We start from the raw sequence: 26,299 nt of genomic DNA on the forward strand, positions 1-26,299 counted from the left end.
TGCTGGGAAAGCCTTTGTAGTTAGGGGAAGCAGATGGAAAAGTTAGGGATAGTGATGCACATACTATAAAAGACCAGTGGAGTTCTCCAAAAAATTTTGCAAAAATGATAGACCATTATTAATGTTCTCCTCGGTTATGGCACCCCTGCGAACTTTGGTCTTTTTTGATTGGAGATCTTTGAGGGGATAAATCTCAAAGCCCAGCCTGTCCCTAAAGTCTGTATCAAAAGTAATCAAGGTCCTCTGAAAAGCGGTAGTCCTCAATGTAGGCCTTCTTGATGCATGTTCCGCCCTTGAACGCCAGCTGCCTCCAGAGTGTACTTTTCCAGAGCCCGTAAAGCATCCAGCTTATGGCGTAATCCTTCTCAACCGTGGAAACGGGAACTCCGAGCTCTCTGGCCTTCCGTTTTATTTCATCCTCCATCATTCAAGTTCACCCCAGTAATCATCGGGGACGTTCACTCTGAGGCCCCATCTGCGATCAAAACGGCCATCGGGAGGCATTGTTGGGTCCAGCAGGGAAAAGCTCCTGAGGTTCTTTTCGGGTATTTTTATCTCCTCCTCAAGATCGAGTCCAAGCCTTTCGCTGAGGAAGCCGAGCCTCTTCAGGACTGTTGTGCTCCCCATCCGCTCCGCATACGCTAATAGGGTTTCCTTATCAAAGGCGCCGTTCCTCAGCGCCTTCATTACCTCGATGATACCCCCACAGTACTGGGGCTTGTCAAGGCAGTCAATTAACGTCTTTTCCGGGTCGGTGATGCTGACGTTCCTTCCGCCCCTCCTTATGGTGGTCAGCCCGAAAAACTTGTGAGGCCTGACCGTCACGACTCTAAATCTTCTTCCACCGATGCTTATCCTCCCAGGGTATCCCCTCTTCTTGGGGGTCTGGATGAACGTCGTTCGTGGAATCTGCTCAGTGAGTCCGTAGTAGTTGAGGGCGCTCCAGTATGCCACCGCGGAGGGCTTCACGATTAACGAGGCCAGGAGGAAGTCGTCCACTACCGGTGGCTGGGCGGGGTTGGGGGTTACGGCATAAACACCCCTGTAAATTCGCTTCAGGAATCCTTCCTTGGTGAGCTCCTGGAGGTAGTAGTTCAGAAGCTTGTCGCTCAGGCCCAACTTCTCCCTGGCTTCCATGACGGTGAACGCCTCCCCCAGCTCCATGAGCTTTCTCAGCACTTCCACCTTGTTCATTTTTTCTCTCCTTATACTGAGTATTTTTAGTGTTATTTGAGAAATTTTGAATTTAAAGCTTTTGGGAAGACTTTGCTCGTGCCAGCAGAGCAAACTTTGCAGGGGGAAACACCCATAAAGGAGCAAGCAAATGAAAAACCCATTTCAGAACTTGCCAATTTTTAGAAAAGCACCTAATCTTCCGCCAGCGCTGAAGCTTTTGGGAAAAGCTTGACCAAAAGTTTGTAGCTCTCCTAAAATAACCTTCTGAGAAGATTTCATCCGTCAATCAGGATTCATAGAGGAGAACACTTTAAATGAGACTTGAAGAAGGTTTACTCTTTTTTGACGCCCAAAGGGCGTCGTTTGGAGTTAAACCCACACCAACAGGGCAGTTTTAAAAGTTCTCAAATTCAAAACAATCCCACAATAAGAAATCACCCAAAAATCAGTCTTTATAAGGAGCTACGAACCTTGATGAAACTTTTGCTTGGCAAAAGTTTCTTGTGGTCGAAAAGAACATCCCTTCAGGTCCCAGGCTCATCGAATGGCTTATATACCCCCAACTGCACCAAACATGTCTATCAACGAACAACTTTCAACATCCCAAGTTACTTGGGATGTGGAACTTTATACATCAATAAACACATTTGCTACAATGGGGTCAAAGATTGTATACCTATTATGGCCTACCTGTTCAATGTATCCATAATCCTCAAGCTTGATGAGTAATTCTCTCACCGTGGAATCATTCAGACCCATATATTTCTTTATTTCCCCAAACGTCGCATATCCTCTCTCATAACTTTCTTCGCGATGACCCTCATGACCTTTTCGTAGTTTGATTCTTTTTTCTTGTCTTTTCTCAGTTGCTTGAACTCACTTATCACATTCTTTTTAGCCTTCTCAATCATGTTTTTGAGCGCTTTTCTGTGAGTGTAGCCTTCAAGGCGGTCATTTGCATAATCAATGAGCCAGCCCGGCGTTCCACCTACCTCATCGTACGCAAGTATGAGTTCATCGAAGTCATAATCATCAAATTCGTTTTGCTCAAAGCCCTCCTCAAGGAAGCGTATTGGGAATATTTCTTTGAAACGCTTTTCTCCCGAGAAGGGTCTCGTCATTCTTCAGGCGGTAAGGGGGTCTCGGAATAGTTTTTGTTCATTGAGATTACCTTCCCCAGTCAACAAACTCAATCGCACCATTTTATTTCGTTGTTTTATAAGAAACGAGATGGTGCAAGATGACATTGAGAAGTACCGGATGTATCTGCCTTCGATGTGGCACAAGAGTATGAAATCTTTTATACTTTCTGTGAGAGTTCTATCCGGTGTGGAGAGGTGGCAGTCGATCTCAGGGGATACTTCAAACCTGGCGAGATAAAGAGGTGGGAAGAAATATATGGAAGAGATCCGGAAAGAAGAAAATTCAGGAAGCTCATCAATGGGAGAAGTGTTGTAGTGTCAATAATTGGTTATAGAAGGGTTGGAAAAAGTGTGTTTGCTTACGCTTATGGTGAGGTTGAAAGTCTTAATCCGATTCCGTTGAAAGTTCATAGCGGGTGGGATGCTGACAAAGTATTTGATAAACTCAACAAAAAAATTGAAAGCATTTATGGTTCAAAAACAGAAGGATGGAATGTCGGTGGAGGAGTCAGTCTTGGGATAAGCGGGTCTGCAAGCAAATCCACTTCAACAACAAAAGCTCCCGACATCGACGAAGTTTGTAAGGAAAAGTGTTATATCATTCTCGATGAAGTTCAACGTTTGAAGTCGGAAGATTTGAGAGAGGTTGTAAATGATTTTTACAAGCGTTTTGAATCAACTGCCACGATAGTTCTCACGGGCTCAAGCGTTTATAAGATAAGAAATCTCGGAATAGCACGAAAAATTGACTGGTTTACTCTATATCCGTTCGATGAAATGAAGGCCCGTGAGTTCATTGAAAAGGGATTCAAACAAAATGGGATGTTACTTGATGCAGATGATATTTCCACGATATACCACGGTGTTGGTGGTACACCTGGTCTCATAATTGACGTGGCCAAACTCGTAATCCTTAGAAACTATGACATTGAGGATGCTGTGGAGCACGTTTACGAAGATTTTGTTTCCGGTGATGGTGAAAGCATAATCCAAGATCTCGACGAGATCATCAACCAACACCCCACTGTTGATAAAAAGCGTTTTGTTGAGTTCTTACTCGACAGGAGAACCAATGAATTTGACAGGAACGAGAGGGAGCTTCTCGAAGACCTCAAAATCTTTGGCGTGGTAAAAGGTGGGATTGTTGATGACCCGTGTCTGAGAAGGATACTATCCAAGTGGGGTGGTGTAGAATGAGGTTCTACGAGTTTGAAAAGTACCAGATGGACCGCTTCATAAATCAGCACTTCGTAATCCTTCGCGGGCCGAGGCTCTCGGGTAAGAGCCACTTTATAAGGGAGTACTTTGAAGGATCACAGGAGAACTACGTCATCTTCGACGTTTTCAATGCGTGGATGAAGAAGGATTTATGGGTTGTGAGGGGCCTCGTTGAGGACTTGAAACTTTCAATTGAAACCAGTGCGCCCGTTGGCTCGGTGGTTTTCTTCAACCTCGATGGGATTGGTGATTTCAACGATTTCCATTCCATGCTCTCCGCGCTCCCTCAGGGCACCCACGTCGTTTTTGATCATGCCGAGTTCTTTGGCTATGCGAGAAAGGACGACGGTGATCCCCGTGAGTTCTTCCAAGAGTTCATCGACCTTGGTCACCTCCGTTTCGTCTTCGTACCGCGTTCGACGTCCCGCCTGTTGAACTACCTCGGTGTTGGAGACTACTCCTCGCCCCTGTTCGGCAGGTTTGAGGTCTTCGTTGAAGTTGTTCCACTCTCGCCAAATGAGAGTATAAAATTTCTCGGCGATTGCCCCTTCGATGTGGTGAGAGTTTATGGGTTGACTGGTGGTTTAAGGGGTGCTCTTGAGCTTCTCCGGAGTGTGGACTGTGATATCAAAGAATACAGGAGGATGATCAGCAAAATCGCTCTTCGCGACCTCGCACCGAAGGGGCCCAAAAAGGGCAGGAAACTCGTTGAGGTGGCCGCGGCGGTTGCAAAGGAAACCAGGGTTCGGGAATATGTAAAGCGTGAAGACATTGTCCAAAAGTATGGCATAGATGAAAAATCGCTGTCAAGATATTTATTCCCATTGTATGAGCTTGGCTATGTTGACTTTTTGAACAAAGATATGGTAAAGACACCAATACCATTTCAGTTTTTTGACATATAAATACATACTCATTCTTCTGAGTATGTATTTTTGTGTAATAATGCACGTTTGGGAGCACAGGAAGCTTTTGGAAAAATTGGAAAAAGCTTCGCCAAAAGTTTGTAGCTCTCTGCATTGTCGCGTTTGGAAAAGTTCTGGTTTTCTTCTCGGGAACCCTGTTCTTGATGAGAACAATGAACAAAATGCCGAGCGTATCAAAGGGGTTTACTTTTCCTCTGACGCCCTACGGGCGTCTTTTTAAGGTTAAACTCCTTTACAAGGAGTCCCTAAAGGAGTTCTCACTCAAAACAATTGATTTTAAGCAGAAACCCTCTAGAGAACTTGCACTTCAAGAGGGAGCTGCCAACTTTGATGAAACTTTGCGCAGGCGAGCAAACTTTGCAGAGCAAAGTTTGACCAAAGAACACCCTTCTCAAAGAAAAGCAAAAATTAGTCGTGCACTAAAGAACTGGATAATTTTAAGCGGGGTTTAACATAAAAGGAAGCTTTTCAGAGCAGTTTCAACTTACCATTGGCGCCCTTCGGGCGCCTTCTCAAAGAGAAACACTCACAAAGGAGCGAGTAAATGAAAAACCCATTTCAGAACTTGTCAATTCTTAGAAAAGCACTCTTTCTTCCGCCAGCGCTTGCGAAGCAAGGGCTGAAATGGTGGGCCCGCGGGGCTTCGAACCCCGGACCTCCCGCTTATCAGGCGGGCGCTCTGACCAGGCTGAGCCACGGGCCCAAGAGAATTCTGGTGCCCCGGCCGGGATTTGAACCCGGGTCGCGGGATCGAGAGTCCCGCATGATTGACCGGGCTACACCACCGGGGCGTGTCCGAGATTAGAGAGCTTAGAGGATTTAAAAAGTTTTCGGTGGGGAACGACCCCCAAGTCCAACCAGAAACACGGATTTTCTGGTGGTACTTCTTGAGATAATCGCAGGAGGTTCAATGTTAAAATTAGACCAGTGGTATTCATGTCAAATAACGTTCCACCCGGAAACCCAACGTTCCACGGAACTCGAAAAACTTAAAAGTATGCAGTAATATAGGTATCCAAGCATGTTGGAGCGTATATTCCCAATCAGGGACGTATCACATATCGCAAAGTATTAAGCAACGATACCGCCGGTGAAAAGGTATGGACCGTAACATCCTGATAATCATCCCCGCCTACAATGAGGAGCTGACGGTTGGGTCAGTCGTTGCTTTAGCCAAGAAGTACGGGGATGTTTTGAAAAGGAGCAGAGGTGGCGGCGTTGGAGAGAATTGAGGTAGTTTATAGGGACGGAGTCTTTGTCCCCCTAAAGAAAGTCCACGTTAGGGAGGGAGCGCGGGGGGTTGTTATTCTAACTTCCGGTAAAGAACTCGTAGAATTCGCCAGAAAACACCGGAAAAAGGTTCAGGAGGATGTGTTGATTGCGTTTTTGGAGGAGAGACGATGATAGTCGTTGATGCCTCTGTGTTTGTTGATTTATTTTTTGAATACGACGAAAGCAGAACAAGGTTAGCGGAGAGGTTTTTTGAGAAGGTTAATGGCGTTCCCATCTTTGAACCCGAACTTTTCAAGATTGAACTTGTCTCGCAACTAGTCAGGAGGATGAAAAAGGACGAGGCAATCCTGACAGCGGAGTCGACTTTTAAGGTCATAAACTTCGTAGAAACTGGCGAGCTCTTTGAGCTGGCGTTTCTCATCGCCCTTGAAACGGGGTGTAAGGCAGCTGACTCGTTTTATATAGCCACAGCCAAGGTCACGGATTCAATTTTGGTATCAAACGATAAGTTCCAGGTAAAGAGCGCCAGGGACTTTGGAATCAGCGCGTTTTATCTCCTCAAAGGTGAGAAGGTCATTGATGATATCACAAAACTGCTCGGTGGGGAAGGCATGTCTGGGATGGGAAGTTAATCACGTGGAGGGGTCTCGATGAACATCCTGATAATCGTCCCCGCTTACAACGAAGAGCTCACGATTGGGTCGGTGGTTGTCCTCGCCAAGAAGTACGGCGACGTTCTAGTGGTTGATGACGGGAGCGGGGACAGGACGTCGGAGGTTGCGAGGGAGTGTGGGGCAGTTGTAATAAGGCATGAGCATAACTTGGGAAAGGCGAAAGCCCTCAAAACGGGTTTTGAGTACGCTCTGAGCAGGGACTATGATATTGTTGTAACCATTGACGCCGACGGCCAGCACAACCCAGATGAGATTCCCCTCCTGCTTGAGCCAATAATTAAGGAGGAGGCCGACCTTGTTATCGGGTCGAGATATTTAAACGGGAGCAAAAAGGAGATCCCCCTTTACAGAAGGCTTGGTCTATGGGTGCTGAACAAAAGCACCAAAGTTGCTTCAAACGTTGATGTTGATTCGCAGAGCGGCTTCAGGGCCCTGAACCGGAAAGCCCTGGAGAGGTTAGACTTAAATAGCAACGGCTACTCAATAGAGACCGACATGATTGTGAAGGCGAGCGAGAGGGGGATCAGGCTCATGGAGGTTCCCATAACCGTCAGGTACGATGTGCCGAACAAGCACAAGAAGAACCCCCTATCGCATGGACTCGGGGTGCTTGCCGGCATTATAGGGCTGATTGGATACAGGAGGCCGTTGCTGCTGTTCGGCGTTTTGAGCTTGATGTCGTTTATCATAGCCGGCATTTTGGGATATCTGGCCCTGGAGCCGTATTACAACGGTGGGCAGGTTTATTTAACTCAGGCAATAGGAGCTGGAATATTTGCGATCATTGGAATTCAGCTGTTCGTTGCTGGGTTGACGCTGAACGTGCTGGCAAAGATGGTGAGGGAGTGAACTAGCAAATCGGGTGCCGAATATGAGAGTGTTAATGTTAACTCCAGAGTTCTACCCTGTCTGGGGTGGGTTAGGAACTTATGCCCTAGAACTTAGTAGAGCCATGCCAAAAGATGTGGAGCTTCATATAGTAACTCCAAAAAGAGAGAACTTCGGAAAATCCAAAATTAACGAGAGTCCTACTGCCCCAAACCTCCCACCAAATGTCTTTATTCATTATATTGGAACCGCTAGAGATACTTTTATCTATAACTTTAAATTTCAGATAAACTGCTCCGTGTATCTTTGGAAATTCATAGAGAGATATGATATAGACATAGTTCACGGCAACGGAACAGCCACATTATTTGTAAACCCATCAAAACTGGATGTTCCAATTGTAAATACAATCCATTCAACAATTGGAGACCAAATAAGAACTATAAAAGAGACGGACTCAAAATTTTCTCAATTAGAATTTTCAGAAAAGATGACATTGTTATTAAGTCCTTTTTTAGAACCATTAGAGCGTATGCATTATATCAAGAATCAATATTACATAACAGTTTCAGAGTTCAGTAAAATCCGTTTAGTAGAAGAAAAAAAGTTGAGACCAGCAAATATCACTGTCATATACAACGGAGTAGATCCCACTAAATTTAGTCCCAAAAGGGAAAAAGAAGCAAAAAAATATTTTCCAATGCTCACAGATATAGAAATCCCAAAAGTATTATACCTATCCCGATTCATCGAGAAAAAAGGCATAAGTATTTTGTTAAAGGCGATTTCATCGATCCTCAAAAGGGAGGATGTTCATTTTGTTTTTGCAGGTCCCGGAAAAAAACCAGATTTTGGTAAGTATAAGATACCACAACAGAACTACACTTTTCTTGGATACATTAATCATGAGGATACTCCATTTCTGTATGCATTATCTGATATCTTCGTGTTACCGTCCCTTTACGAAAACTTCCCAATCAGTATACTTGAAGCTATGGCTTCTGAAACCACAGTACTTGCTACAAAGGTTGGGGGGATTCCCGAAATGATCACATCTGGTAAGGACGGAATTCTGATCCCACCAAAAAACAAAGATGAACTAATCAAAGCTATTGTAGAGCTAATAGAAAACGATCCTCTAAGAAGAAAACTAAGCAAAAATGCCCGAAAGACAGTAATTAAAAAGTTCAGTTGGAAACAGACAGCAAAAAAGACAAAAGAATATTATGAGAGTATATTGGAAATGAGATAAGGAGGGACAAAAATGAAAGTCTTACTCATAAATCCGCCAAGATATATGGAAAAAATACCCGTTATTAGGGAGGACCGGTGCGAAATAACTGAAAGGTACGCAATTGTCCCACCGTACTCACTTATTTGGATAGCTTCAATCCTTCGAGAGCAAGGACATTCAGTCACGTTAATTGATGCAAATGGACTAAACATGACTTACCGCGAACTGGAAAACAAAATGAGGTCTCAAAATTTCGATGCAGTTATCTTTAGATTCACGCCCACAACATTCGATTGGGACATGAAAACTGCGGAGATTTCCAAAAAAATAAACCCCGGGGCAACGACGATAGGACTTTGTTTAACACTATGGAAGTTCCCATGGGAAGTTCTAAAGAGAGCTAGGTACTTAGACATCTATGTTCCAAAGGAGTGGGAAACTGTAATACCAAACTTAATCAATGCACTAGAAGAGAAGAGTCCGCTAGGTACAGTAGATGGCATCAGTTTTAGAGAACATGACCAAATAAAAGTTACAAATCCTGCCAAACCTATCAAAAACTATGATTCTCTGCCGCTACCAGCTTATGATTTATTGTCAGACTTTAAGATTTATAGACCCAACACACCAATTTCTGGCAATTATATGATTATTTACACAAGTAAAGGATGTCCATATAGCTGCGTTTATTGTACTGTAGCTAGAACGCCATTTAAGATAAAGTCTCCAGAGAGAGTCATCGAGGAACTAGAACTACTATACACCAAGTATAATGTACGCCTAGTGTCTTTCTTCGATGAGACATTCACCATTGACAGAAGGAGGGTCATAAAGATATCCGAGTATATAAAAAAGGAACTTCCTGAGTTAAAGTGGTACTGCAACACAAGGGTGAATTTAGTTGATCCAGAATTACTTAAAATAATGTACGAGGGTGGCTGCAGAGGGATAGCCTACGGAGTCGAATCCGGCTCTCAGACGATTCTAGATAATGCTAAGAAGGGAATCACCGTTGAGCAGGCAAAGAACGCCATCAAGTGGACTAAAGAAGCAGGGATAAAAGTATTCACTAGCTTCATATTTGGATTGCCCGGAGAGACGAAAGATACTATCGAAGAGACCATTAGGTTTGTAAAAGAAACTCTTCCTCACGGGGCTCAATTTAACGTTGCAGTACCATATCCCGGAACAGAATTCTACGAATATGTCAAACAAAAGAACCTATTTATAGGAAACCCCTCATGGGAAAGTTTCTACCAACATAAAGCCGTTATCAGAACAGAAGAGCTTTCTCCTGAAGAGTTAGAAAGAGCTCGTAAGAGAGCATATAGGGCATTGTACTTCAATCCAAGATGGATATTTCAGAATGTCAAATGGGTACTTACCCATCCAGAGGACTTTATACTGGGTGTGAGGTATTACGCAAAGGCCCTGAAGAACTATCTCCTTTACAGGATGGAACATGCACATTAAACATATAGAAGGAGGTGATAATATTTGGAAAACTTACCATTAGTTTCAATAATTATACCTACTTTCAATTCGGGGAAAACGCTAGAAAAGTGTTTAAGAAGTATTAAAGAACAGACATACTCCAACATAGAAGTAATTGTAGTTGATAAGGGTTCAAAGGATGAAACTATAGAAATTGCTAAAAAGTATGGGTGTGAAGTACATGTTATCCCAGCAAATGAAAGATCAGAGCAAATAAATTATGGTGTGAAGGTTGCGAGAGGCAAATATATCTACAGAGTTGACTCAGATTTCATTTTACCTCCAAAAATGGTAGAGGAAGCTGTTAGACTATGTGAAATACATGGTTATGATGCTGTTTCAACACTTGTGTTACCAGATCCTACTATCAGCTTTTGGGCAAAAGTTAGGAGGTTAGAAAAAGAGTGTTACAGAAATGACATCTTTTACAGAGGTGCTAGATTCCTTAGAAAAGACGTCTTTGAGATGCTCGGAGGTTTTGATGAGAGCTTAGTTGCTGGTGAAGATTATGATTTTCATGAGAGATTACTAAGAGCAAACTTTAAAATTGGGTTAGCTAAAACAGAAGAATTACATATTGGCGAGCCCAAATCCATTGGGGATATCATTAGGAAAAATTATTACTATGGTAAAACTCTAAAGCATTTTCTAAGAAAAAATAAAGTGCAAGGATTATCTAGAATGTCTCCAATAAAGAAATCACTATTGAGATGCTGGAAAAATTTTCTGAGACACCCTGTCTTAACACTCGGATTTATACTCCATGAAATCACCAGATATACCGCCGCAACAGCTGGCCTCTTTATAGGTATCTTAGTAGAGGCAAGTTCAAAAACTAAAAAAGAGAAAAAGAAACTAGATAGCTACTAAAGGCAATAATAGCAAAAACGGAGGAAAGCGAAATGAAAGAGGATATAACTCTCCTCGTAATTGCACCTTACTATAACGTTTTTATAAAAGAATTGACAGAAGCCACCTCCATTTATGTTCGAAATATCAATGTGTTTGTCCATCATAATTATCTATCTGAATTAGCTTTGTATTTACCATTTTCACGTTTCAGATGGGTGGAAAAATTTTCAAAAAGAAATTTAGTTAACTTAAAAGGATTACCCAATAATGTGAAAGTTCACGTAATCTCAATGTTTTATTTTGTTCCTGATGGGAAAAACATAAACCTAGGGGAAAAGCTAGTTAGGAAGTTTAGTGAATATATAAGAAAGAACAAAATAGAGTTCGACCTAATCCACGGACATACGACGTGGCCTCAGGGGTATGTGGCAGCCAAGCTTGGTAAGGAATTTGGAGTACCAGTAGTTCTCACAATTCACGAAGATAGAGATTGGTTCCTAAAAGAATACAACTCAAAAAATGAAAAAATTTATTGGACTTGGAGAAATGCAGATGCTTTAATTAGAGTAAATAAAAAAGATGTTCCTTTACTAAAAGAATTTAACTCCAATGTTTACCCAATCCCTAATGGTTTCAACCCTAGCAAGCTTCCCCCACTTACACAGGAAGTTTCCCGTCTACGCTTGGGTCTCCCTCTAAATAAAAAAATAATCTTTAGCCTTGGAAACTTAGTAGAAAGAAAAGGCTTTCACTATCTAATTGAAGCAATGTCAAAGATTCTTAAAACTAGGAATGACGTCTTATGCTTCATTGGGGGAGATGGGCCGTGGAAAGGCAAGTTGCAGAATCAGATAAACAGTCTTAGCCTCCAAAACCATGTTAAACTTTTGGGCTTTGTACCTGATGAAAAACTTGCCCTATGGATGAATGCTACGGATGTTTTTGTCCTCCCAAGTCTGAACGAAGGCAATCCAACAGTTATGTTTGAGGCCTTAGGTGTCGGCTTACCCTTTGTGGGGACAGCAATTGGGGGGGTTCCTGAAATAATTGTCTCCGAGGACTACGGCCTTCTCTGCCCCCCAGCTGATCCAGAGTGCTTAGCAGAAAAAATTTTAATAGCCATCGACAAAGAGTGGGACAGAGAGAAGATAAGAAAGTACTCGGAGCAGTTTACGTGGGATAATATTGCAAAAAAAATACTCGAAGAAGTATATCTTCCAGTGCTGGAGGGCGATCGAAAATGGCAAGTCTAAAAAGAGTGATTTTGGTTTTACTTGCACTTTTTCTTGTTATCACTCAATATTCTATATTATCGACAGAACAGGCAACACATTATGACGTATCGGTATATTCAGTTTATCCTTTTTGGGTTTGGCTAAATTTGGTTGTTATTGTTGGAGTATCTAGTTTCTATTATTGTACTATAACTATATCTGAAACAGAGAATAGAAATGTACAATATTGGCTTATGACAATTTTAACTATAACAAATGTTACTGTACTTCTCATACCTTTGTTTAGAGGCTACTTCATTTATGGGAGAACCGATGAACTGGAGCATCTCGGAAAAGTTAGAGATATATTGCTAACTGGCCACATTGGGGATAACAATTTTTATCCATTAATGCACATTCTGATTTCCGATATTTTTAAGGTTAGCAACATTTTTCCTAATGTGTTGACAGTATTACTTCCATCTTATTTCTGGGCAATATCTCTTTTTTGGTTTTATATTTTCGTTAAAAACACACTTGGCGACATTTTTGCGAGGGCTTCTCTAATCGCCTGGGCGTTGTTTCCTCTTGGATACTGGCACACCACCATGGTTGGAAACATGTTCGCGTATTACCTAATATTCTTAGGGTTAGCAGTATGGGCTTCAGACATTCAAAAGCTAAAAAAGAGCGTGTTAATATCGATCATCATTTTTGCACTCGTCTATTTTCATCCTCTTCAGTCAATATACTTTATCGTTGCTTTAGTTGCATATACAATTTTTTCAAAAATATCTCAAAGGAATTTCCTCTTTTCGAAAGAAAGAAGCATCTTCTACGTGCTTGGCATATTTGTGAGTGCATGGACAGCGTGGTATCTGTCTTTTAAGGAAACACAGAGAGGTCTAGTATTATTTCTAAGTTCATTAATAGAACCTAGTGAAAACCCATTCGTGAAGATGTACGTTAGCATTGCAAGCAGATATGAGCTCCCGATTACCAAACTACTACAATTTGCTCTCTACAAATACTTTGGAGTTTTTGCATATTTAATAGGGCTCTTTTTGTTTATGATAATATATAAAAACAGAAAATCATTATTTTTTAGATATTTACCATTTTTTGTTTTATCATTAATCTTTATATTCTGGAGTGGTATGAACATATTCTTACACACAGTCAATTTTGAGCGCTCTTTACGGTTTATACTTGCATTCTCATTACCTGCAGGAGCCATGATATATTTTAGATATTTGCCAAAGAAGAATAAGGCTTTGGCCATTTTTATTATCCTGCTAATTTCATATTTTGCCATCTTTACAGTACATAAAAGTCCTCTTAGCGGCCAACTAAATTCCCAAGTATCAAGTTCTGAGTACTACGGCATGGGTTGGTGGTTTGACAATAGAAACGAAAACTGGAAGGGATACGAAGACGGTCAGATAACTCAGTACAGATTTTACGAAGCAATGTACGGTAGTGACAAAGCACTTGAAGCCAAAAATCTCTTATATTTTGGGGCAGGTCGTTCATTAATACCAGAACACTTTAATTTTATATCTTCTAAGCCAGTTTACATAATAGTTGGCAGAGCTATCTTTGATTACTATAATGCAACTATGCCTGAAAAAAAAGAACTGTGGAGGTTACACCCGTTTGAACTAACAAAATTAAAAACCAGCAGAGAGGTGGAGGTCATATATTCGTCATCAGACATTTCAATATATCTTAAATATTGAATTCCTAAATATTCAAATCGGTGATGAAAATGGATAACAACATAAAAGTCGCGATAATTGGACTCGACGGAGCAAATGCAAACACAGCAAGATTAATTGGATTAAAAAACTTCGAAATTGAAACTACACTAATGTCAACAATCCCTCCATACACACCCCCATCTTGGACATCCATACTTACAGGGGTAAATCCAGGAAAGCATGGTATAATTGGATGGCAAAAATTCAATAGGGATGAAAACACGATAAATTTAACAACTTCTAGAGATGTCAAATTTCCAAGGCTAACAGAACTCTTGGACAGAGCGAGTTACAAAACAATTCTCATCAACTTCCCAATGACGTACCCATTTAGTGGAATTCAAAACAAAAATAACTCAATCATAGTGTCAGATTGGGCCGCACCAACACAGACAATATATCCAAGAGAGCTACATAGGAAATACGAAGATTACTTGGTAGAGCCGCCACATCAATGGTCCAAGTGGGAAGGTAATAAAAAAGATTACGCAAAGATAGTGTACGAATACACACGGACACGTCTTCAAATTTACTATGATCTCCTTGAGAAGGAAGAGTGGGATCTATATTCAATCGTATTTAGTGAGACCGATTGGTTTTCGCATCTATACCCCCAGATACTCGAGAAAAAAGAAAAAAACATAGTAACGCCTACATTCCAGCTTATTAATAAGTTCATAGAGCAGGCTAAAGAAATAGCCGATGTAGTATTCATTGTAAGTGATCACGGATTTGAAATCAAGAAAAAAGTAGTCCATGTAAACGAGATCTTAAAGAGGCGGGGTTTAATTAAATATTCTCGCCTAAAATCCACGCTAGTGAATCTAGCTAGAAAACTTCCAAAACCTTTAGTAAATAAGATCGTTACTTCTCTGAACCTTCAGAGTAGTGGAATGGCATATGAGACCAACCTCACAGAGAACAAGGCATTTATGATAGAGCCAACTGTTTGGGGTGTGTACTGCAAAACAAAAAAAGACGCTGAAATTGTTCAGATGATATTCTCAAACATGCCTGAGATAAAAAAGGTCTTGCATTCCTATGAAGTATTTCACGGCCCATATTCAAAAGATATGCCTGACATAATCCTAATTCCCAATAAGGGAGTTACATTTTCCCAATTATTTGCTAGAGAACCTATTGACAATGTATATAAAGGGGATCACCATCCAGAGGGCATTCTTTATATATCTGGAAAGGACATCGCCGAGACACCCGAATTCAAAAAAGTAGTTACCGTCTTTGACATTGCTCCAACAATCCTCCACATCTTTGGTCTACCCATCCCAGACGACATGGACGGTAGAGTTCTAACAGAGATATTCGAAAAAGACTCAGAATTTACCAGAAGAAAACCAAAATACGTGGATCCAAGCTACTACGAGAAGAAGAGGCAAGATGAAAAGCTTAAAAAAGCAATCAAAAACCTAAAGCTAAAAGGCATAATCTAAACAAACCTCTCCACAATTTTCTTTACAACCTTTAAATCAACTCCCAACTTTTTCTCTATTACCAAAAGCAGCTCAACGTCCTCCTCGTCAATGCTCCTGCTCAGGAGAACTAGGAGCAGGTACGCCCCAACGAACACCACCAAAATGGGAACCGCATACCAGATACTTGAAACCCTCAAGTGCAGTCCCAGAACCAGCCCCAGCAGAACAAAACCAATAATCAGCGACTTAACATAGCTCCGGCCAAATGGGTGGATCCTGATTTTCCGATAAAGCCTGAGGGAATTCAAAACGTTGGTTACAAAATATGAGACGGTGGTGGCGACAGCCGCGCCTTCGATGCCATAGTGGGGTATCAGAAGGACGTTCAGAACCACGTTTATCCCCGCTGAGATTAGGGTGGAATACATTATGAAATTGCTATCCCTGATCACAATTAAACTCCAGCCGTTCAGCCCCAAAAACGTGTGGAACATGAAGCCCAAAGCCAGAATCTGAAGCACCGGTGCCGCTGAAAGGTACTTTGCTCCAAAGAAGAAGCTTATAGTGACCTCCGGAAATAGAAATATCAAAGCAAACAGCGGAAAAGTGGCCAGGAATATCCATTTGGTCAGAATCTGATACACCCTCTTAAGCTCCTCAACCTTTCCATGGGCATAAAGGACAGTCGCCAAAGGTGGAAAAATCAGTCCCGCAGAGTTCAAAAATATCGGTAAAAGCCTGGCAATCGGAGCAGCGGCGTTGTACAGGCCAACAACCTCAGAACCCAGGTAATAACCGAGCATCAACGTGTCAGTCCACGTCATCACGAAGCCAGCAATACCCGTCAGCATTAGAGGGATTGAAAACCTGACCAGCTCTTTTCCGAGCTTTGAATTCAGGGAAATCCCGGGTTTAAAAATCCCCTTCTTCCACACATCAAAAGTGAGCGCCAGAAGTGTAAGAGCCTGGGCAACAACGTAGGCACCAAAAACAAACGCAAACGGGAGCCCCAGGAACGCCCCTATCACAACAAAGGCCATGAACAGCGTTGGATAAACTATGTTCTGGAAATACACCTGCTCCCTGACCCTTCCAAAGCCCCTTGATACTGAAATAATAACTCCGGTTAACGCCCAAAAAGGCAGGGCAAAGACCACTATCCTCAGCGCCCTAACTAACCTCTCATCGCCGAAGAGCCGGGAGATGCTCCCTGAGAAGGCGAAGAGGACGGCCGTCCAGATTACGCTGTTCACCGCGACAATCACCAGAGCCGTTGAAACCAGATCCCAGACCCTCGAAGGCTCCCTCTCCCGGTAAAAAGCGACCTCCCGCGGGAGGGCGTTCTGGAATCCGAGCGTGGCTATAACGAGGGCGATGTTCAAAACAGTCAGAACTAAATTAAACACCCCGTACTCTGCAGTGGAAAAATACCTCGCTATCACCGCCCTGCTCAAAAAGCCGAAGAACATCGAGATAACCGTTCCAGCAAAAACTATTCCCGTCCCCCTCGCAATCTTCTGCAGGGCCTGGCTTGCCTCGCTCATGGGGTTCACCTTTTTCAATTTATGATACCTTTATGAGCCCTTTAACACATAATAAGTACCCCTTCCCGTGGCCCCGATTCTCGTCAGGATTCCTTTCTTAACAAGATCGTCTAATTCCCCGGAAGAGGTTGGTTTTGAAACCCCGAACAGCCCCCAATATTTCTTATCTCCTATTCTCCCCATGGAGTACCACTCTGATCTGCATCAAAGAACAATAACTTTGTCCTCTCTCATTAGTATGAGCTTCCCGAGATTCTCCTCAACTATTTTAATGTTGTTCACGAACAATTCCGTAACTTTCCATGGTGTGGGCGGGTGGATATCAATTAGTACAACGGTTACTTTTCTTGAGGCCAGTTGAAGCCGGGCAAAGTCTTTATCTAAAGTAACAAGAATGCGTTCTTCCTTTCTTGCTATCCGGAGAACTTCTCCGTCTGGTAAACCTCTCCGTATCTCTTGAACCCTTCTAACGTCATATTTTTTCTGCAGCTCTTTATATAACGAGAAAGGAATGTTCTCATCAAGGAGATACCGCATCAATGATTTCCACCCTTGCAAGCTTTGATGCAAATTTGATGGCATCAAGGATGTCTTCCTTAGTCAATTCTGGGTACTCCTTAAGGATGTCCTCAATGCTAAGTCCCGCACCAAGGAGCTCCAGAATCAAATACACGGGTATTCTCGTCCCCTTGATTACGGGCTTACCCCCCAAAACTCCAATCCTGCTCTCTACCCTCTTCAATAACCTCACCCACCTACACCCTACGTGTAAGGCTATTTAAAACATTGCCTCACCACCCCACCCTTCAGGGCAGGGAGAAAGTCAGCGTCCTCTCCCCGCTGTCCTCGATATCATCAAGAACATCTATAAGGTCCGTGTTTTTGTCCCTAAACTCCACACCAGAGCCCGCAATCGTCACGCTTTTCAAAGACTGCAGGAGTCTCATGACGGGTGCGTAGCTTTTCCTTGCATCGAGGGATTTTACTATCTCCTTTTTTATAACATTGGGAGAGATGTTTGCATGGATGCTCCAGAGCTTTCTCGCATCTATATACACTCCGGGCGTGTCTATCTCATTAAGCAGGACTTTTACAAGCGTTGTTTTACCTACGCGACGGATGCCCGTGACCACTATAAGCGGCACCCCATCCTTTATGGCCGAGACGATTTTGTCAAACTCATACTCACGGTCAAACATCTCATTCCTCGACTTCTTTATGCGACTGAACAACATTGTGGGGTCACCCCATGTTACATTGGGGGTCATCACGTATTTAAACATTGATGTTCAGAGATTTTTCAGGACTCAACAAAAATTAATTACAGTCCAGGCAAAAACTATCCCGGTCCTCCCTGCATCCTCCTCAGGGCCCGGCTTGCATTTTTCTTTCGAAAGCCTCGCCCTTCAGGACGGGGAGGAGGTCAGGAGTTCTCCGAGCTGGTCTACAACCTGATGTACCTCAAAAGACACCGCTCATGGGACAGGGTACAGCTCGTGGACGGCAGTTATATAAGGCTCATCGGAGCGGAGCTTTTCCTCTGGAACCTGCTCCCCATTGAGAGTATGGAGGAAGAAGCCATCTAATACCCCTTTTCTTTTAGAGCCCCAAGAGAGGTTTTCCCCTGCAGAGGGCACAGGTGAGGAAATAAAAATCAAAAGACAATGTTCACAAAAGCCGCGAGCTCCCCCTGCTCCAGCGGTATTTCTTCGCCGTTGCCGTCAACTGCGATGAAGCCTTTGCCCTTCCGAAAAATTGCATACCCCTGAACTCCCAGATTCTCCGACAGCTCGGAGATAAGTTCCAAATCCTCTTGAGACGGCTTTTTGAGTGTGAAGAGCAGAAACCCTGCAATCCTGTTGCCCCTGAGTATCAGAAAGACATCCCTGACCTCGGCGGAGCTTTCAAGCAACAGCGCAAACTCTGCCCTCCTCAGAACTTCCTCAAGAACCTCGACTGGGAGGTACATCAAAAAGAGCCACCCGAACATGACCAGTGTTTACTTTGGTTAAAGGTTTCGGTTTATCGACAAACGTATCTTCTGGCGGTGTTTTGAAAAAGAAAAATAAGAACGTCAGAACGTGTTCCCTACCAAGGCAATGGACCAAAGTGAAGTGTAGGCCTCCAGGAACTCCTTCAGGCCATAATAAAACACGCTGTCAAAGTCAATGGCTCGGTCATGAACCCTGCTCACTGACAGAATGTTCAAAAGGGAGTTCAAAGCCCTATCAACGAGCTCACCAACCTTCCCCGATGGGAGCAAATAGAGTTTGCAGCCTTTCTTGTCATTTCTGATACTCCTCAGTCCCAAGGCATCGAGGAAAGCCTCAAACAACCTCCACTCGTCGGAGGTGAGCTTTTCAACACGGGAATACCGCTTGGCTGTCTGTTCTTCCATTTTCTCTGACATAATTTGCACACACATATCTCCCTCAGAGTCTGAATCGCATTGGGCCAGTAGTCTAATGTACCTGTGCACTCCAAAAGGCGACCCCGACTCACATACTTGTGCGGCCAGTGAAGCAGATACAGGCTCCCCCTGATAGAACTGGGGGCCTAAAGTAGGAAAGCTCAGTTTATGGAGCCTGATCAAGAAGTCCAGCCATTTATGGAAATCACTGCGCTCGATCCAGCCAGTCTTGTTAAATGTCTTAACGAGGGTTATAAGGCGGTATACTGTATTATATGCAGCCATACTGGAGGGCTCATTTTCGTCAAAGAAGCAAATCCAGGATATTTCCCAGAAATCCACTGGCACACAAGTGGTACCCGGAAGGAAGTTAAGGTTCTTGAATATCTTCGGCAACATCCTTTTTAAAGCCATACTGACATCATTTTCCTGGAACTCAGCTAGAACCGATAATGATTCCACGAAAGGCCTGAAGACGCTGTAGTATAGCTCATTACACGGCCCACCATCTTCATTGTATTTGTAGAGTTCATTCACCTTTATGGCCATCTTTGCCATGTAGTCCTCGACGTAGGGAGAGTGCCTTACCTCATTCCTATACGTATCCAGGTATACAACCTTCATCATCTACCACCCCCATAGTGTTGTCGAAAAGAAGAGTTAGTTATGGGGAATTAAATATAACTCCCCGCTTCTTCCCTAGTTGAATGTCATGTTTCAGGACAAAAATTTGAGCATAAACAATGCTTTCTCATGGATTTAGTTCTAAAATTTTCAGGAATATCACTTGTCAAATATCAAAAAATACCAAAAGAAGGATAAGCTTCAAACATCCCGAAGACGATAAACCCGTCGGGATTCCTCCTCAACCATCAGTTCAAATGTGGAGCACATTTGTCCTTTGAGGAGTTTGGGCAGGTAGTCGTACATACTGCCGGTTCCAAGAACGATGACGGCCATGAACCTTTCAGGGTACCTGCCGTTCTGGAGTTTCAGCCGGAAGGCCTTCTTCGGGCTTATCTCAACTTTAAGCCTGTTTAGCGTGAGTCTAAGGGTACCCCTCATCTTCCTATAGCCGAATATCGCTTCGCCGCGCTTGAACCTCGTGTCCAGCACTTCGGCTATCAGTGCCACGAGGGCACTTGCCGGCACTTCAATTTCGCTGACGCTCTGCCAAGCCCTGCCCGGTCCAAGCACCTCGATAAAGACCTCACCATCCCGAAGATGGAGCACCACTTGTTCCGCCCTCATGTGACCACCGGGCGCCAGAAGAAGAGAGGTCAGTTAAAGGTAACGGCTCTCGCGACTGAAAAAGAAAGATGTAATATATTGGCATGTTGTTAAGCCCCAGAATACATTGACACTTTTACAGAAAAATGCTGGACTTATTGGGACAGAATTTGACTGTTAGTTGCAAATTCTCGGCGAGTTATATTTAATATCTCGTACCGTACCGCCCCTTTTGCATCACAGTACGGGGGTGGTAAGGTGGATGACTTCGTCAGGCTCCTGGAGAGGATGTTCATACCCGGCGACGTTATAGAGATTCGCGTGCTCTCCCTCCGCGGAGGCAAGGCAAGGGGCATCAGCACAGCAAACAGAATCAAGCACTTCAGGTATCCCCACGATGTCGATGCCATGGTGCGCTTCCTTGAGAACGCAAAAAGGCGAATCGAGAGAGGAACTTGGGCGGCGCACGGGGTTTACTTTAGCGTCAACCCCCGCGAGGAAGTCAAGAAGGACTCCGTGGGGAGCAAGGCCACCGACGTCAGGTACGGCTCGACGCTCTTCATTGACTTCGACGTCTTCAAGAAGGGCTCCGAGAGTTCGGACGTCTGGCTCGTTGTTGAAGAAGTGCGAGTAAAGCCAAGCAAGGAGTGGGCGGTTCGGAACAAGGAGACCGCAAAGCGGTTCCTCGAACTGCTGGCCGTTAACGTATACCACCTGCTTGTGGAGCGGGGGATGGCGCCAGCAATAATAACCGACAGCGGTTTCGGCATACACATGTTCTTCAGGCTTAATCCATTAATAGTCCGCAATGAGGAACTCCCAAACCCGCTGGAGCAACAGAGGGATTTTGAGAATAAGTACAGAGAGGTCTTCGAGGCCGTGAAGAGCGTACTCATCGATGTCCTCGAAGAGGTCGTCACAGTTGAAGCCGAAGGGCAGAAAGTTGAGGAGACTAAAGTCATCGCGGAGATAATCGACAATGCTGTGGCCGATGTTGCGAGAATCACCCGCGTCCCTGGGATTCCCAACTCAAAGCTGGCCTACAGCGTTGAGGACGGGGAAATAACCTTCGACCCATCTCGCCTGGTGGAAACAAGGGTGCTCTTTTATGATATCGAGGAAAACGAACTCTTCGGCCATAACGGACTTGAGAACGACCCACTAGATGTGGAATGGCTCCTCAGAGAATACCAAAAGGCAAAGGGCATGAAGAAGCCCAAAGGAATCCGGGAGGCTCAACCCTCCAACACAGATACCCCCATACTGGATGCGGTATGGCAACAGATGTTCGAAAAATATGACTTCTCCTCCGCGATCTCCAGGGCACAGGGGCTTGGACTTGTGGAAATCGAGGACGAGAACACAGTCAGAACCCTGGCAAAGACCCTACTCAGGATATATCCGCCGGAGGGCATGCGCCACAACTTCTTCTTGCAGTTCCCGAGCTTTTTCTTACTGCGGGGGCTGGGACCAAAGACCGTCGTGAAAATCTTTGCCCTCGCCCTCAGAGAGGCCATTGCCTTCGGCTGGGACGAGGAAAAGGAAGTCAAAGACAGGGCCGCTGCCACGGTTGAGGCCGTTGTAAACTTCATCAGCTGGAAGCTCGGCGAGGAGTTCACAAAGCCGCCCGCCGGTTGGAGGAGCGTCATCTTCGAGAACCCGGAGGAGAGGGAGAACCCCCGGCTCAGAAGTGAATGGAGAGCCATCAGGGAGAGGCTTGCACAGATGCCCGAAGATCTAAGACAGGGACTTGGCATAAGGGCTGTAACTGGGGAGCAGGGGCTCCGCAGGCATATCCTCAAGACCCTGGCATCCCTGGGAATGCTCATCAGGAGTGCCATTGAGGGCTCAGAGGGAGGGAGATCCAAGAGAAAGAAAACTGCCAAGTCGCCCGACAGGGACAAAGCTCGGATAAAGCCGAAAATATTGCATAACTTTGAGCCAAGAGACATACATGATAAGGTTCTCCACAAACTCGCGGAGGTGTACTCCCCAGAAGAAGTGGACAGAAAAGACGAGGTCGTTCAAGTCTGGGAAGAATTGGAATATTATTACAGAGAGCTCCTCAGCCCATACTATGAAAAAAGCCTCGTTTTAAGCATAGTAAAACTGCGAGAGGAGCGGGGGAGGAAGCCGTCCAGCCTGGCGCTCGCAATAAAGTTCAAAAACGGACGCAGGGAGCTCATAAGGCTCGGGGACTTCAAGATTTACGTTCTGGATATCGCCGACACCAATATCCCAGTATTAATAAAGAACGGAAAGGAAAAATCGCCCAATCTAAGGCCCTTCATGGGGCTTAATGACGTCCTGACAGTACTGGGGAGCCCCCTCTTCCTCTCTCCAGACACAGCAATCCAAAGGCTCACCAGAATGACTGACAATGAAGACCGGAGGGAGTTTGAGGGCAGATACGCAGGTTTTCTCGACGACGTTCTCCAGGGTTACTACTCCCTCGTCTACAGGACCCTGGGCGAGGTCATTAGGGAGCTGGCCGAAAGGGCGAACATCGAGGTCACCAGCGAGCTTGAGAAGGCCGCCGTTCTGTTCCTCGACATGCTCGCTAGAGCCCCCATAGTGGTTGGGGGAGATATTTCCACTGTCGATACGCATATGGTGACAGTCATTCCAGGTAAAGAGGGGTATGAAGAATGGAAAATCATAATGCCCACCCGGGTTCTCCTTAAGCTCTTCAAGGAGATGAAAGAGCTTGTCGCGGGCGTGCGGTTCGAGAACGTCACGGACGTCCTGAATAAAGTCTTTCTAGCTGAGGAAAGGTACGTCAGGGACAGGACGGAGGGCTTTCAGGGCAGGGACAAGGCGTACATACTCAGACTCGACAGAATCAAGGAGGTTGCCGAGGCTTTCCTCCCAAGCCCCGAGAGCTTCATGGCCGTCATTCTTGAGGCCATTGAGGAAGCAGAGGCGTTGAAACTTCAGAAAAAGCAGGAACTGGTCAACTATTTCCTGAGACTGGCGGAGGAGTACGGAGGCGTTGACATCGAGCAGATTCAGACAATGGCCCAGGACCCGGAAATCTCCCGTGAGATCCTGGACAGAATCAAGCAGGAACTGACAGAGAAAGGCTACACCGTCGAGGAAATTCAGGATAAAAACGGAGTGGGGCTCCGCATCGTCAGCAACCGGGAGACGGCCCCAGATGGCATGTTCCCCGGGACAGCGGAGGCGGCTACCGAAGGGGGTGGCGCCCAGTGATCAGAAAGGTCACGATAATCGGCCCTCCCGGAACAGGGAAAACAACACACCTTATCTCAATTTTCAGAGTCCTCACCGGCACAAACGTACACGAGGAAGACACAGAAAGGGCAGAGAAAATCCTCGGTCCGCTTGAGAACCTCGCCGGGGCTTACAGCACTGACGAGGTGCTCTTCATAACCTTCTCCACATCAGCCGAGGGTGAACTCATCCAGCGTATAACAGGGAAGAGTCCAAAGAACAGGAAAAGAACCGGAATCAGCAACCAGGTGCGGACGCTTCACAGCGTCGCCATGACCCTCATCCTCTCGGAAGGAGGCAGGGGCACGGGGTACCACAACGACAGGGAGGCGACAATAAAGTTCATACATAAATACAATGGACGCCCCTTCGCCATCTTCGCTAGGGAGAGGGGCATCCCATACGACCCCCTCGGGGAAGAGCAAACCGTTGGAAACTCCGCTGAGACGCTATACACCTTTATTGTAAACACCCTCTCAGAGGCGGACCTCATAAAGATAAGGGACAGCAGGCAGGGGTTCACAAGCGAACTCCGCAAGGTCATTATGAAAGAGGCCCTAACCCTGCTTGCCCGCACCAACAGAGAGACGCCGGAAGGAGAAGATGTAATCAAAATCATCGACGAGTACCTAGAATGGAAGGCCCTCAACGGCACAGCCGACTTCAGCGAGGTCCTACTTCGCGCCTACATCGGGGGGTACACCCTCGCCGGCACGAAGCTCGAAGCGACAAAGGTCCTGATCCTCGACGAGGCTCAGGATTTCAGCCCCCTACAGTGGAAGCTCATAAGACACATCATCGAGTCGGGCAACATCGAGCTCGTCATCGTCGCCGGCGACCCACTGCAGAGCATATACAGCTTCCAAGGTGCAAACTTCTTCGAGTTCCTGCACTTCATAAAAGACTCCAAGAAGCACGTCCTCGACAACTCCTACCGCCTGGCGGAGAACGTCAAGACAATCGCCCTCCGTTTGGTTGAGCCCCAGCTCAGGCTCCTGGAGGCGTACGGGATAAGGTACAAGTTCAACGCCAGGGAGGAGCGCGCGACGATAAGGATCTTCCCGGCGTATTCAAGCGACTCCGGGGCAATAACCAAGAGCCTCATCCCCCTAATACGCGCCAGGATAAACGAAGGAAAGAAGGTGCTCATACTCGTACGCACGAACGAGATAGCCTATGAGGTCGAGATGGCCCTCTATGGGGAGGGGCTGGCCGTTAACTCCCTCAAGAAACGAGGGAGCCTCTTCCAGAGGGCAAAACACGTGCTTGAGGCAGTGGAGACAATCAGGGCAAATAAACCACTCACCCATAACGAGGCGGAGGCGTTCTTAAGATACACGATATTCAGAAAGGCGGTGAAGCTTGCAAAGGGTGACCAGAAACGGGCGAGAGAAAAGCTCCTGGGGATCGCAAGAAAGGTGCTAACCGGCCACCTCGATCCGGAGAAGATAACTGGGGAGATAATCCACCTGGACGGGAAGTTTGAATCCCTTCCCCTGCCCCACGACTTCAAGGACGTCGCCAAGAACAACGCCTCACTGACCCCGCTCCCGCCAGTGCTGACGGTGAAATACCTTAAACACCTCCTCAAGAAGCTCAAAGCCGCCCCAGAGGAGTTGATTGACTTCGAGGAGATAAAGAGATACGAGGGCAAGAGGGTCGTCGAATTCATTCAGAAGGTATTCCTCAGCGGTAAGGAGTTCCAGGATACGGGGCTCCTTTACGTCGACACCATCCACGCCGCGAAGGGGCACGAGGGGGACGTGGTGATACTCATCGACCTGTACTCATCGTCGAGGCTTGAGCTGATACAGAGCGATGTGGAGCAGTTTCTTGAGGAAGCCAGAGTCCTCTTCGTCGGCCTCACCAGGGTAAAGCACGAGCTCATATTCGTCTACACCAACACCTCGGCAATCAGGACTCTCCACCCGGTGACGTACTCCCTCATCGCGGCGGAGGCCGCCGCCTGATTTTTATCCTTCTTTTTGACTTTTCTCTTTTTCACAAGCCTCACCCTCCAGGGCGGGGGAGGAGATCAGAATCCAAAAAAGGCAGAAGATAAGCAGCAGGGGTACACTTTATTACCAGCGTTTGATGTAATAATCCGTACCATGGCTCTTTTCTCAATCAGTCCTGAGACGAAGGAAAAGGAGTTACTGCGGTATTACACCAACACCCCCTGTGAAAAAATCAGGCCGTTGATGGCTCTCTCACCACGACGCCAACACGAGGGGTTCATTGGGGCCCCAATTTCAAGAAATAAAAACAGCAAAAAAGACGGCGGTACAGGAGTACACCGGTACAGACACTTACGTCGTTCACCAGTATGAACTTGTACCGTGTACTACGTATCTCCAGTTTTTTGGAGGTTTTTCAAAAAGGGACGGGAGGAATATTGGCCCATGAACTCGCCGGTGTAAGGCAACTGCCTTACACAGCCCACTCATGCTTAGGCCAGGCAACTCGAACAATACCCACCTCAACAAGACCGCCCGAGGGGTGGTGTAAGGTGATCGCCTTACATCTGAGTTTCACGGAAAGAATCCACCATAACACACTCATCAAGATGCAGCAGTCCAACAATTCGGTGTCAGGCAAAAGCCTTACATTTTTCTTTTGAAAGCCTCGCCCTTCAGGGCGGGAATGCAGTAAACAACCCAACGGCCATTAAGCAGGAAAGCAATCTTTTTTAAAACC

General features: G+C 45.3%; 28 protein-coding genes and 2 tRNA genes. 16 read left to right on the forward strand and 14 right to left on the reverse strand.

Going from position 1 to position 26,299, the window contains the following annotated elements; translation table 11 throughout:
• Positions 1-223: 223 nt before the first annotated feature.
• The 4 genes from FPV09_RS07390 to FPV09_RS07405 all read right to left on the reverse strand — a co-directional run bounded on the left by FPV09_RS07390 (position 224) and on the right by FPV09_RS07405 (position 2,297).
• Positions 224-427 carry a nucleotidyl transferase AbiEii/AbiGii toxin family protein gene (locus FPV09_RS07390; RefSeq protein WP_246112248.1) on the reverse strand — a complete coding sequence of 68 codons (204 nt, stop codon included), beginning with the start codon at positions 425-427 and terminating at the stop codon, positions 224-226.
• Complete coding sequence (locus tag FPV09_RS07395; RefSeq protein ID WP_148882910.1) at positions 424-1,194, reverse strand: type IV toxin-antitoxin system AbiEi family antitoxin domain-containing protein; 771 nt, start codon at positions 1,192-1,194, stop codon at positions 424-426. The genes FPV09_RS07390 and FPV09_RS07395 overlap by 4 nt, the downstream gene beginning before the upstream one ends.
• A gap of 609 nt (positions 1,195-1,803) precedes the next feature.
• Positions 1,804-1,935 (reverse strand): helix-turn-helix domain-containing protein, encoded by a 132-nt coding sequence (locus tag FPV09_RS12285; RefSeq protein WP_148882911.1) that lies wholly within the window; start codon positions 1,933-1,935, stop codon positions 1,804-1,806.
• Between the two features lie 8 nt (positions 1,936-1,943).
• Entirely contained in the window at positions 1,944-2,297 is a 354-nt protein-coding gene (locus tag FPV09_RS07405; protein ID WP_148882912.1) for an ATP-binding protein, read from the reverse strand.
• Between the two features lie 216 nt (positions 2,298-2,513).
• Between FPV09_RS07405 and FPV09_RS07410 the strand changes: the two genes are divergently transcribed.
• The 3 genes from FPV09_RS07410 to FPV09_RS07420 all read left to right on the forward strand — a co-directional run bounded on the left by FPV09_RS07410 (position 2,514) and on the right by FPV09_RS07420 (position 4,914).
• Complete coding sequence (locus FPV09_RS07410; RefSeq protein WP_168194749.1) at positions 2,514-3,515, forward strand: ATP-binding protein; 1,002 nt, start codon at positions 2,514-2,516, stop codon at positions 3,513-3,515.
• On the forward strand, positions 3,512-4,441 hold the full coding sequence (locus FPV09_RS07415) for an ATP-binding protein (protein ID WP_148882914.1): 930 nt from the start codon (positions 3,512-3,514) through the stop codon (positions 4,439-4,441). The genes FPV09_RS07410 and FPV09_RS07415 overlap by 4 nt, the downstream gene beginning before the upstream one ends.
• Before the next feature lie 164 nt (positions 4,442-4,605).
• Complete coding sequence (locus FPV09_RS07420; protein ID WP_148882915.1) at positions 4,606-4,914, forward strand: hypothetical protein; 309 nt, start codon at positions 4,606-4,608, stop codon at positions 4,912-4,914.
• A 173-nt stretch (positions 4,915-5,087) separates the two neighbouring features.
• On the opposite strand, the gene FPV09_RS07425 is transcribed toward FPV09_RS07420, so the two are convergent.
• Both FPV09_RS07425 and FPV09_RS07430 read right to left on the reverse strand, forming a co-directional pair.
• Positions 5,088-5,165: transfer RNA gene (locus FPV09_RS07425), tRNA-Ile, on the reverse strand.
• 10 nt (positions 5,166-5,175) lie between these two features.
• Positions 5,176-5,253: transfer RNA gene (locus FPV09_RS07430), tRNA-Glu, on the reverse strand.
• 309 nt (positions 5,254-5,562) lie between these two features.
• On the opposite strand from FPV09_RS07430, the gene FPV09_RS12225 reads away from it, so the two are divergent.
• From FPV09_RS12225 to FPV09_RS07480, 10 genes are read left to right on the forward strand one after another with little or no spacing between them, the layout of a single operon-like run.
• The gene (locus FPV09_RS12225) at positions 5,563-5,694 is read left to right on the forward strand and encodes a hypothetical protein (RefSeq protein ID WP_281288754.1); all 132 of its coding nucleotides are present in this window, start codon (positions 5,563-5,565) and stop codon (positions 5,692-5,694) included.
• The gene (locus FPV09_RS07440) at positions 5,672-5,866 is read left to right on the forward strand and encodes an antitoxin family protein (RefSeq protein ID WP_246112249.1); all 195 of its coding nucleotides are present in this window, start codon (positions 5,672-5,674) and stop codon (positions 5,864-5,866) included. Before FPV09_RS12225 ends, FPV09_RS07440 begins: the two co-directional genes overlap by 23 nt.
• Positions 5,863-6,327, forward strand: a complete 465-nt coding sequence (locus tag FPV09_RS07445) for a type II toxin-antitoxin system VapC family toxin (RefSeq protein WP_148882917.1) — start codon at positions 5,863-5,865, stop codon at positions 6,325-6,327. Before FPV09_RS07440 ends, FPV09_RS07445 begins: the two co-directional genes overlap by 4 nt.
• A gap of 18 nt (positions 6,328-6,345) precedes the next feature.
• Positions 6,346-7,218, forward strand: a complete 873-nt coding sequence (locus FPV09_RS07450; protein ID WP_148882918.1) for a glycosyltransferase family 2 protein — start codon at positions 6,346-6,348, stop codon at positions 7,216-7,218.
• A gap of 22 nt (positions 7,219-7,240) precedes the next feature.
• Complete coding sequence (locus FPV09_RS07455) at positions 7,241-8,449, forward strand: glycosyltransferase family 4 protein (protein WP_148882919.1); 1,209 nt, start codon at positions 7,241-7,243, stop codon at positions 8,447-8,449.
• Between the two features lie 12 nt (positions 8,450-8,461).
• On the forward strand, positions 8,462-9,904 hold the full coding sequence (locus FPV09_RS07460; RefSeq protein ID WP_148882920.1) for a B12-binding domain-containing radical SAM protein: 1,443 nt from the start codon (positions 8,462-8,464) through the stop codon (positions 9,902-9,904).
• 24 nt (positions 9,905-9,928) lie between these two features.
• Positions 9,929-10,795 (forward strand): glycosyltransferase, encoded by an 867-nt coding sequence (locus FPV09_RS07465; RefSeq protein WP_148882921.1) that lies wholly within the window; start codon positions 9,929-9,931, stop codon positions 10,793-10,795.
• 32 nt (positions 10,796-10,827) lie between these two features.
• Entirely contained in the window at positions 10,828-12,030 is a 1,203-nt protein-coding gene (locus FPV09_RS07470; protein WP_148882922.1) for a glycosyltransferase, read from the forward strand.
• On the forward strand, positions 12,018-13,730 hold the full coding sequence (locus tag FPV09_RS07475) for a hypothetical protein (protein WP_148882923.1): 1,713 nt from the start codon (positions 12,018-12,020) through the stop codon (positions 13,728-13,730). The genes FPV09_RS07470 and FPV09_RS07475 overlap by 13 nt, the downstream gene beginning before the upstream one ends.
• 23 nt (positions 13,731-13,753) lie before the next feature.
• Positions 13,754-15,202: an alkaline phosphatase family protein gene (locus tag FPV09_RS07480; RefSeq protein ID WP_246112340.1), complete on the forward strand. Its 1,449-nt coding sequence runs from the start codon at positions 13,754-13,756 to the stop codon at positions 15,200-15,202.
• Here the strand turns inward: FPV09_RS07480 and FPV09_RS07485 are convergent.
• The 5 genes from FPV09_RS07485 to FPV09_RS07505 form a co-directional block, all read right to left on the reverse strand.
• On the reverse strand, positions 15,199-16,728 hold the full coding sequence (locus FPV09_RS07485) for a flippase (RefSeq protein WP_148882924.1): 1,530 nt from the start codon (positions 16,726-16,728) through the stop codon (positions 15,199-15,201). The two genes, FPV09_RS07480 and FPV09_RS07485, sit on opposite strands and share 4 nt — an antisense overlap.
• A gap of 30 nt (positions 16,729-16,758) precedes the next feature.
• On the reverse strand, positions 16,759-16,911 hold the full coding sequence (locus FPV09_RS07490) for a hypothetical protein (RefSeq protein WP_210411116.1): 153 nt from the start codon (positions 16,909-16,911) through the stop codon (positions 16,759-16,761).
• A 21-nt stretch (positions 16,912-16,932) separates the two neighbouring features.
• Positions 16,933-17,265 (reverse strand): DUF5615 family PIN-like protein, encoded by a 333-nt coding sequence (locus tag FPV09_RS07495; RefSeq protein ID WP_148882925.1) that lies wholly within the window; start codon positions 17,263-17,265, stop codon positions 16,933-16,935.
• Complete coding sequence (locus FPV09_RS07500) at positions 17,249-17,470, reverse strand: DUF433 domain-containing protein (RefSeq protein ID WP_148882926.1); 222 nt, start codon at positions 17,468-17,470, stop codon at positions 17,249-17,251. Before FPV09_RS07500 ends, FPV09_RS07495 begins: the two co-directional genes overlap by 17 nt.
• Positions 17,471-17,534: 64 nt before the next feature.
• The gene (locus FPV09_RS07505) at positions 17,535-17,996 is read right to left on the reverse strand and encodes an ATP-binding protein (protein ID WP_168194750.1); all 462 of its coding nucleotides are present in this window, start codon (positions 17,994-17,996) and stop codon (positions 17,535-17,537) included.
• Positions 17,997-18,182: 186 nt separating this feature from the next.
• Between FPV09_RS07505 and FPV09_RS12230 the strand changes: the two genes are divergently transcribed.
• A complete protein-coding gene (locus tag FPV09_RS12230) occupies positions 18,183-18,314 on the forward strand; it encodes a hypothetical protein (RefSeq protein ID WP_281288755.1) in 132 nt (43 codons plus the stop codon).
• 68 nt (positions 18,315-18,382) lie between these two features.
• Here FPV09_RS12230 and FPV09_RS07510 read toward each other — a convergent pair whose 3' ends face one another.
• The 3 genes from FPV09_RS07510 to FPV09_RS07520 form a co-directional block, all read right to left on the reverse strand.
• On the reverse strand, positions 18,383-18,697 hold the full coding sequence (locus FPV09_RS07510; protein ID WP_148882928.1) for a hypothetical protein: 315 nt from the start codon (positions 18,695-18,697) through the stop codon (positions 18,383-18,385).
• Between the two features lie 105 nt (positions 18,698-18,802).
• A complete protein-coding gene (locus FPV09_RS07515; RefSeq protein ID WP_148882929.1) occupies positions 18,803-19,765 on the reverse strand; it encodes a hypothetical protein in 963 nt (320 codons plus the stop codon).
• A 198-nt stretch (positions 19,766-19,963) separates the two neighbouring features.
• Complete coding sequence (locus tag FPV09_RS07520) at positions 19,964-20,389, reverse strand: hypothetical protein (RefSeq protein ID WP_148882930.1); 426 nt, start codon at positions 20,387-20,389, stop codon at positions 19,964-19,966.
• A gap of 237 nt (positions 20,390-20,626) precedes the next feature.
• Between FPV09_RS07520 and FPV09_RS07525 the strand changes: the two genes are divergently transcribed.
• Together FPV09_RS07525 and FPV09_RS07530 are read left to right on the forward strand one after the other, a co-directional pair.
• Positions 20,627-23,581, forward strand: a complete 2,955-nt coding sequence (locus FPV09_RS07525) for a hypothetical protein (protein ID WP_148882931.1) — start codon at positions 20,627-20,629, stop codon at positions 23,579-23,581.
• Positions 23,578-25,572 carry a UvrD-helicase domain-containing protein gene (locus FPV09_RS07530; RefSeq protein ID WP_148882932.1) on the forward strand — a complete coding sequence of 665 codons (1,995 nt, stop codon included), beginning with the start codon at positions 23,578-23,580 and terminating at the stop codon, positions 25,570-25,572. The genes FPV09_RS07525 and FPV09_RS07530 overlap by 4 nt, the downstream gene beginning before the upstream one ends.
• Positions 25,573-26,299: the final 727 nt, after the last annotated feature.

This window comes from Thermococcus aciditolerans (assembly GCF_008152015.1).
Taxonomy (GTDB): Archaea; Methanobacteriota_B; Thermococci; order Thermococcales; family Thermococcaceae; genus Thermococcus; species Thermococcus celericrescens.

What these genes read in the sequence shown, in the direction of transcription:
- FPV09_RS07390 (WP_246112248.1), bottom strand. Translation starts at nt 427, where the DNA reads ATGATGGAGGATGAAATAAAACGGAAGGCCAGAGAGCTCGGAGTTCCC.
- FPV09_RS07395 (WP_148882910.1), bottom strand. Translation starts at nt 1,194, where the DNA reads ATGAACAAGGTGGAAGTGCTGAGAAAGCTCATGGAGCTGGGGGAGGCG.
- FPV09_RS12285 (WP_148882911.1), bottom strand. Translation starts at nt 1,935, where the DNA reads ATGGGTCTGAATGATTCCACGGTGAGAGAATTACTCATCAAGCTTGAG.
- FPV09_RS07405 (WP_148882912.1), bottom strand. Translation starts at nt 2,297, where the DNA reads ATGACGAGACCCTTCTCGGGAGAAAAGCGTTTCAAAGAAATATTCCCA.
- FPV09_RS07415 (WP_148882914.1), top strand. Translation starts at nt 3,512, where the DNA reads ATGAGGTTCTACGAGTTTGAAAAGTACCAGATGGACCGCTTCATAAAT.
- FPV09_RS07420 (WP_148882915.1), top strand. Translation starts at nt 4,606, where the DNA reads ATGAGAACAATGAACAAAATGCCGAGCGTATCAAAGGGGTTTACTTTT.
- FPV09_RS12225 (WP_281288754.1), top strand. Translation starts at nt 5,563, where the DNA reads ATGGACCGTAACATCCTGATAATCATCCCCGCCTACAATGAGGAGCTG.
- FPV09_RS07445 (WP_148882917.1), top strand. Translation starts at nt 5,863, where the DNA reads ATGATAGTCGTTGATGCCTCTGTGTTTGTTGATTTATTTTTTGAATAC.
- FPV09_RS07450 (WP_148882918.1), top strand. Translation starts at nt 6,346, where the DNA reads ATGAACATCCTGATAATCGTCCCCGCTTACAACGAAGAGCTCACGATT.
- FPV09_RS07455 (WP_148882919.1), top strand. Translation starts at nt 7,241, where the DNA reads ATGAGAGTGTTAATGTTAACTCCAGAGTTCTACCCTGTCTGGGGTGGG.
- FPV09_RS07460 (WP_148882920.1), top strand. Translation starts at nt 8,462, where the DNA reads ATGAAAGTCTTACTCATAAATCCGCCAAGATATATGGAAAAAATACCC.
- FPV09_RS07470 (WP_148882922.1), top strand. Translation starts at nt 10,828, where the DNA reads ATGAAAGAGGATATAACTCTCCTCGTAATTGCACCTTACTATAACGTT.
- FPV09_RS07475 (WP_148882923.1), top strand. Translation starts at nt 12,018, where the DNA reads ATGGCAAGTCTAAAAAGAGTGATTTTGGTTTTACTTGCACTTTTTCTT.
- FPV09_RS07480 (WP_246112340.1), top strand. Translation starts at nt 13,754, where the DNA reads ATGAAAATGGATAACAACATAAAAGTCGCGATAATTGGACTCGACGGA.
- FPV09_RS07485 (WP_148882924.1), bottom strand. Translation starts at nt 16,728, where the DNA reads ATGAGCGAGGCAAGCCAGGCCCTGCAGAAGATTGCGAGGGGGACGGGA.
- FPV09_RS07490 (WP_210411116.1), bottom strand. Translation starts at nt 16,911, where the DNA reads ATGGGGAGAATAGGAGATAAGAAATATTGGGGGCTGTTCGGGGTTTCA.
- FPV09_RS07495 (WP_148882925.1), bottom strand. Translation starts at nt 17,265, where the DNA reads ATGCGGTATCTCCTTGATGAGAACATTCCTTTCTCGTTATATAAAGAG.
- FPV09_RS07505 (WP_168194750.1), bottom strand. Translation starts at nt 17,996, where the DNA reads ATGACCCCCAATGTAACATGGGGTGACCCCACAATGTTGTTCAGTCGC.
- FPV09_RS12230 (WP_281288755.1), top strand. Translation starts at nt 18,183, where the DNA reads ATGTACCTCAAAAGACACCGCTCATGGGACAGGGTACAGCTCGTGGAC.
- FPV09_RS07510 (WP_148882928.1), bottom strand. Translation starts at nt 18,697, where the DNA reads ATGTACCTCCCAGTCGAGGTTCTTGAGGAAGTTCTGAGGAGGGCAGAG.
- FPV09_RS07515 (WP_148882929.1), bottom strand. Translation starts at nt 19,765, where the DNA reads ATGATGAAGGTTGTATACCTGGATACGTATAGGAATGAGGTAAGGCAC.
- FPV09_RS07520 (WP_148882930.1), bottom strand. Translation starts at nt 20,389, where the DNA reads ATGAGGGCGGAACAAGTGGTGCTCCATCTTCGGGATGGTGAGGTCTTT.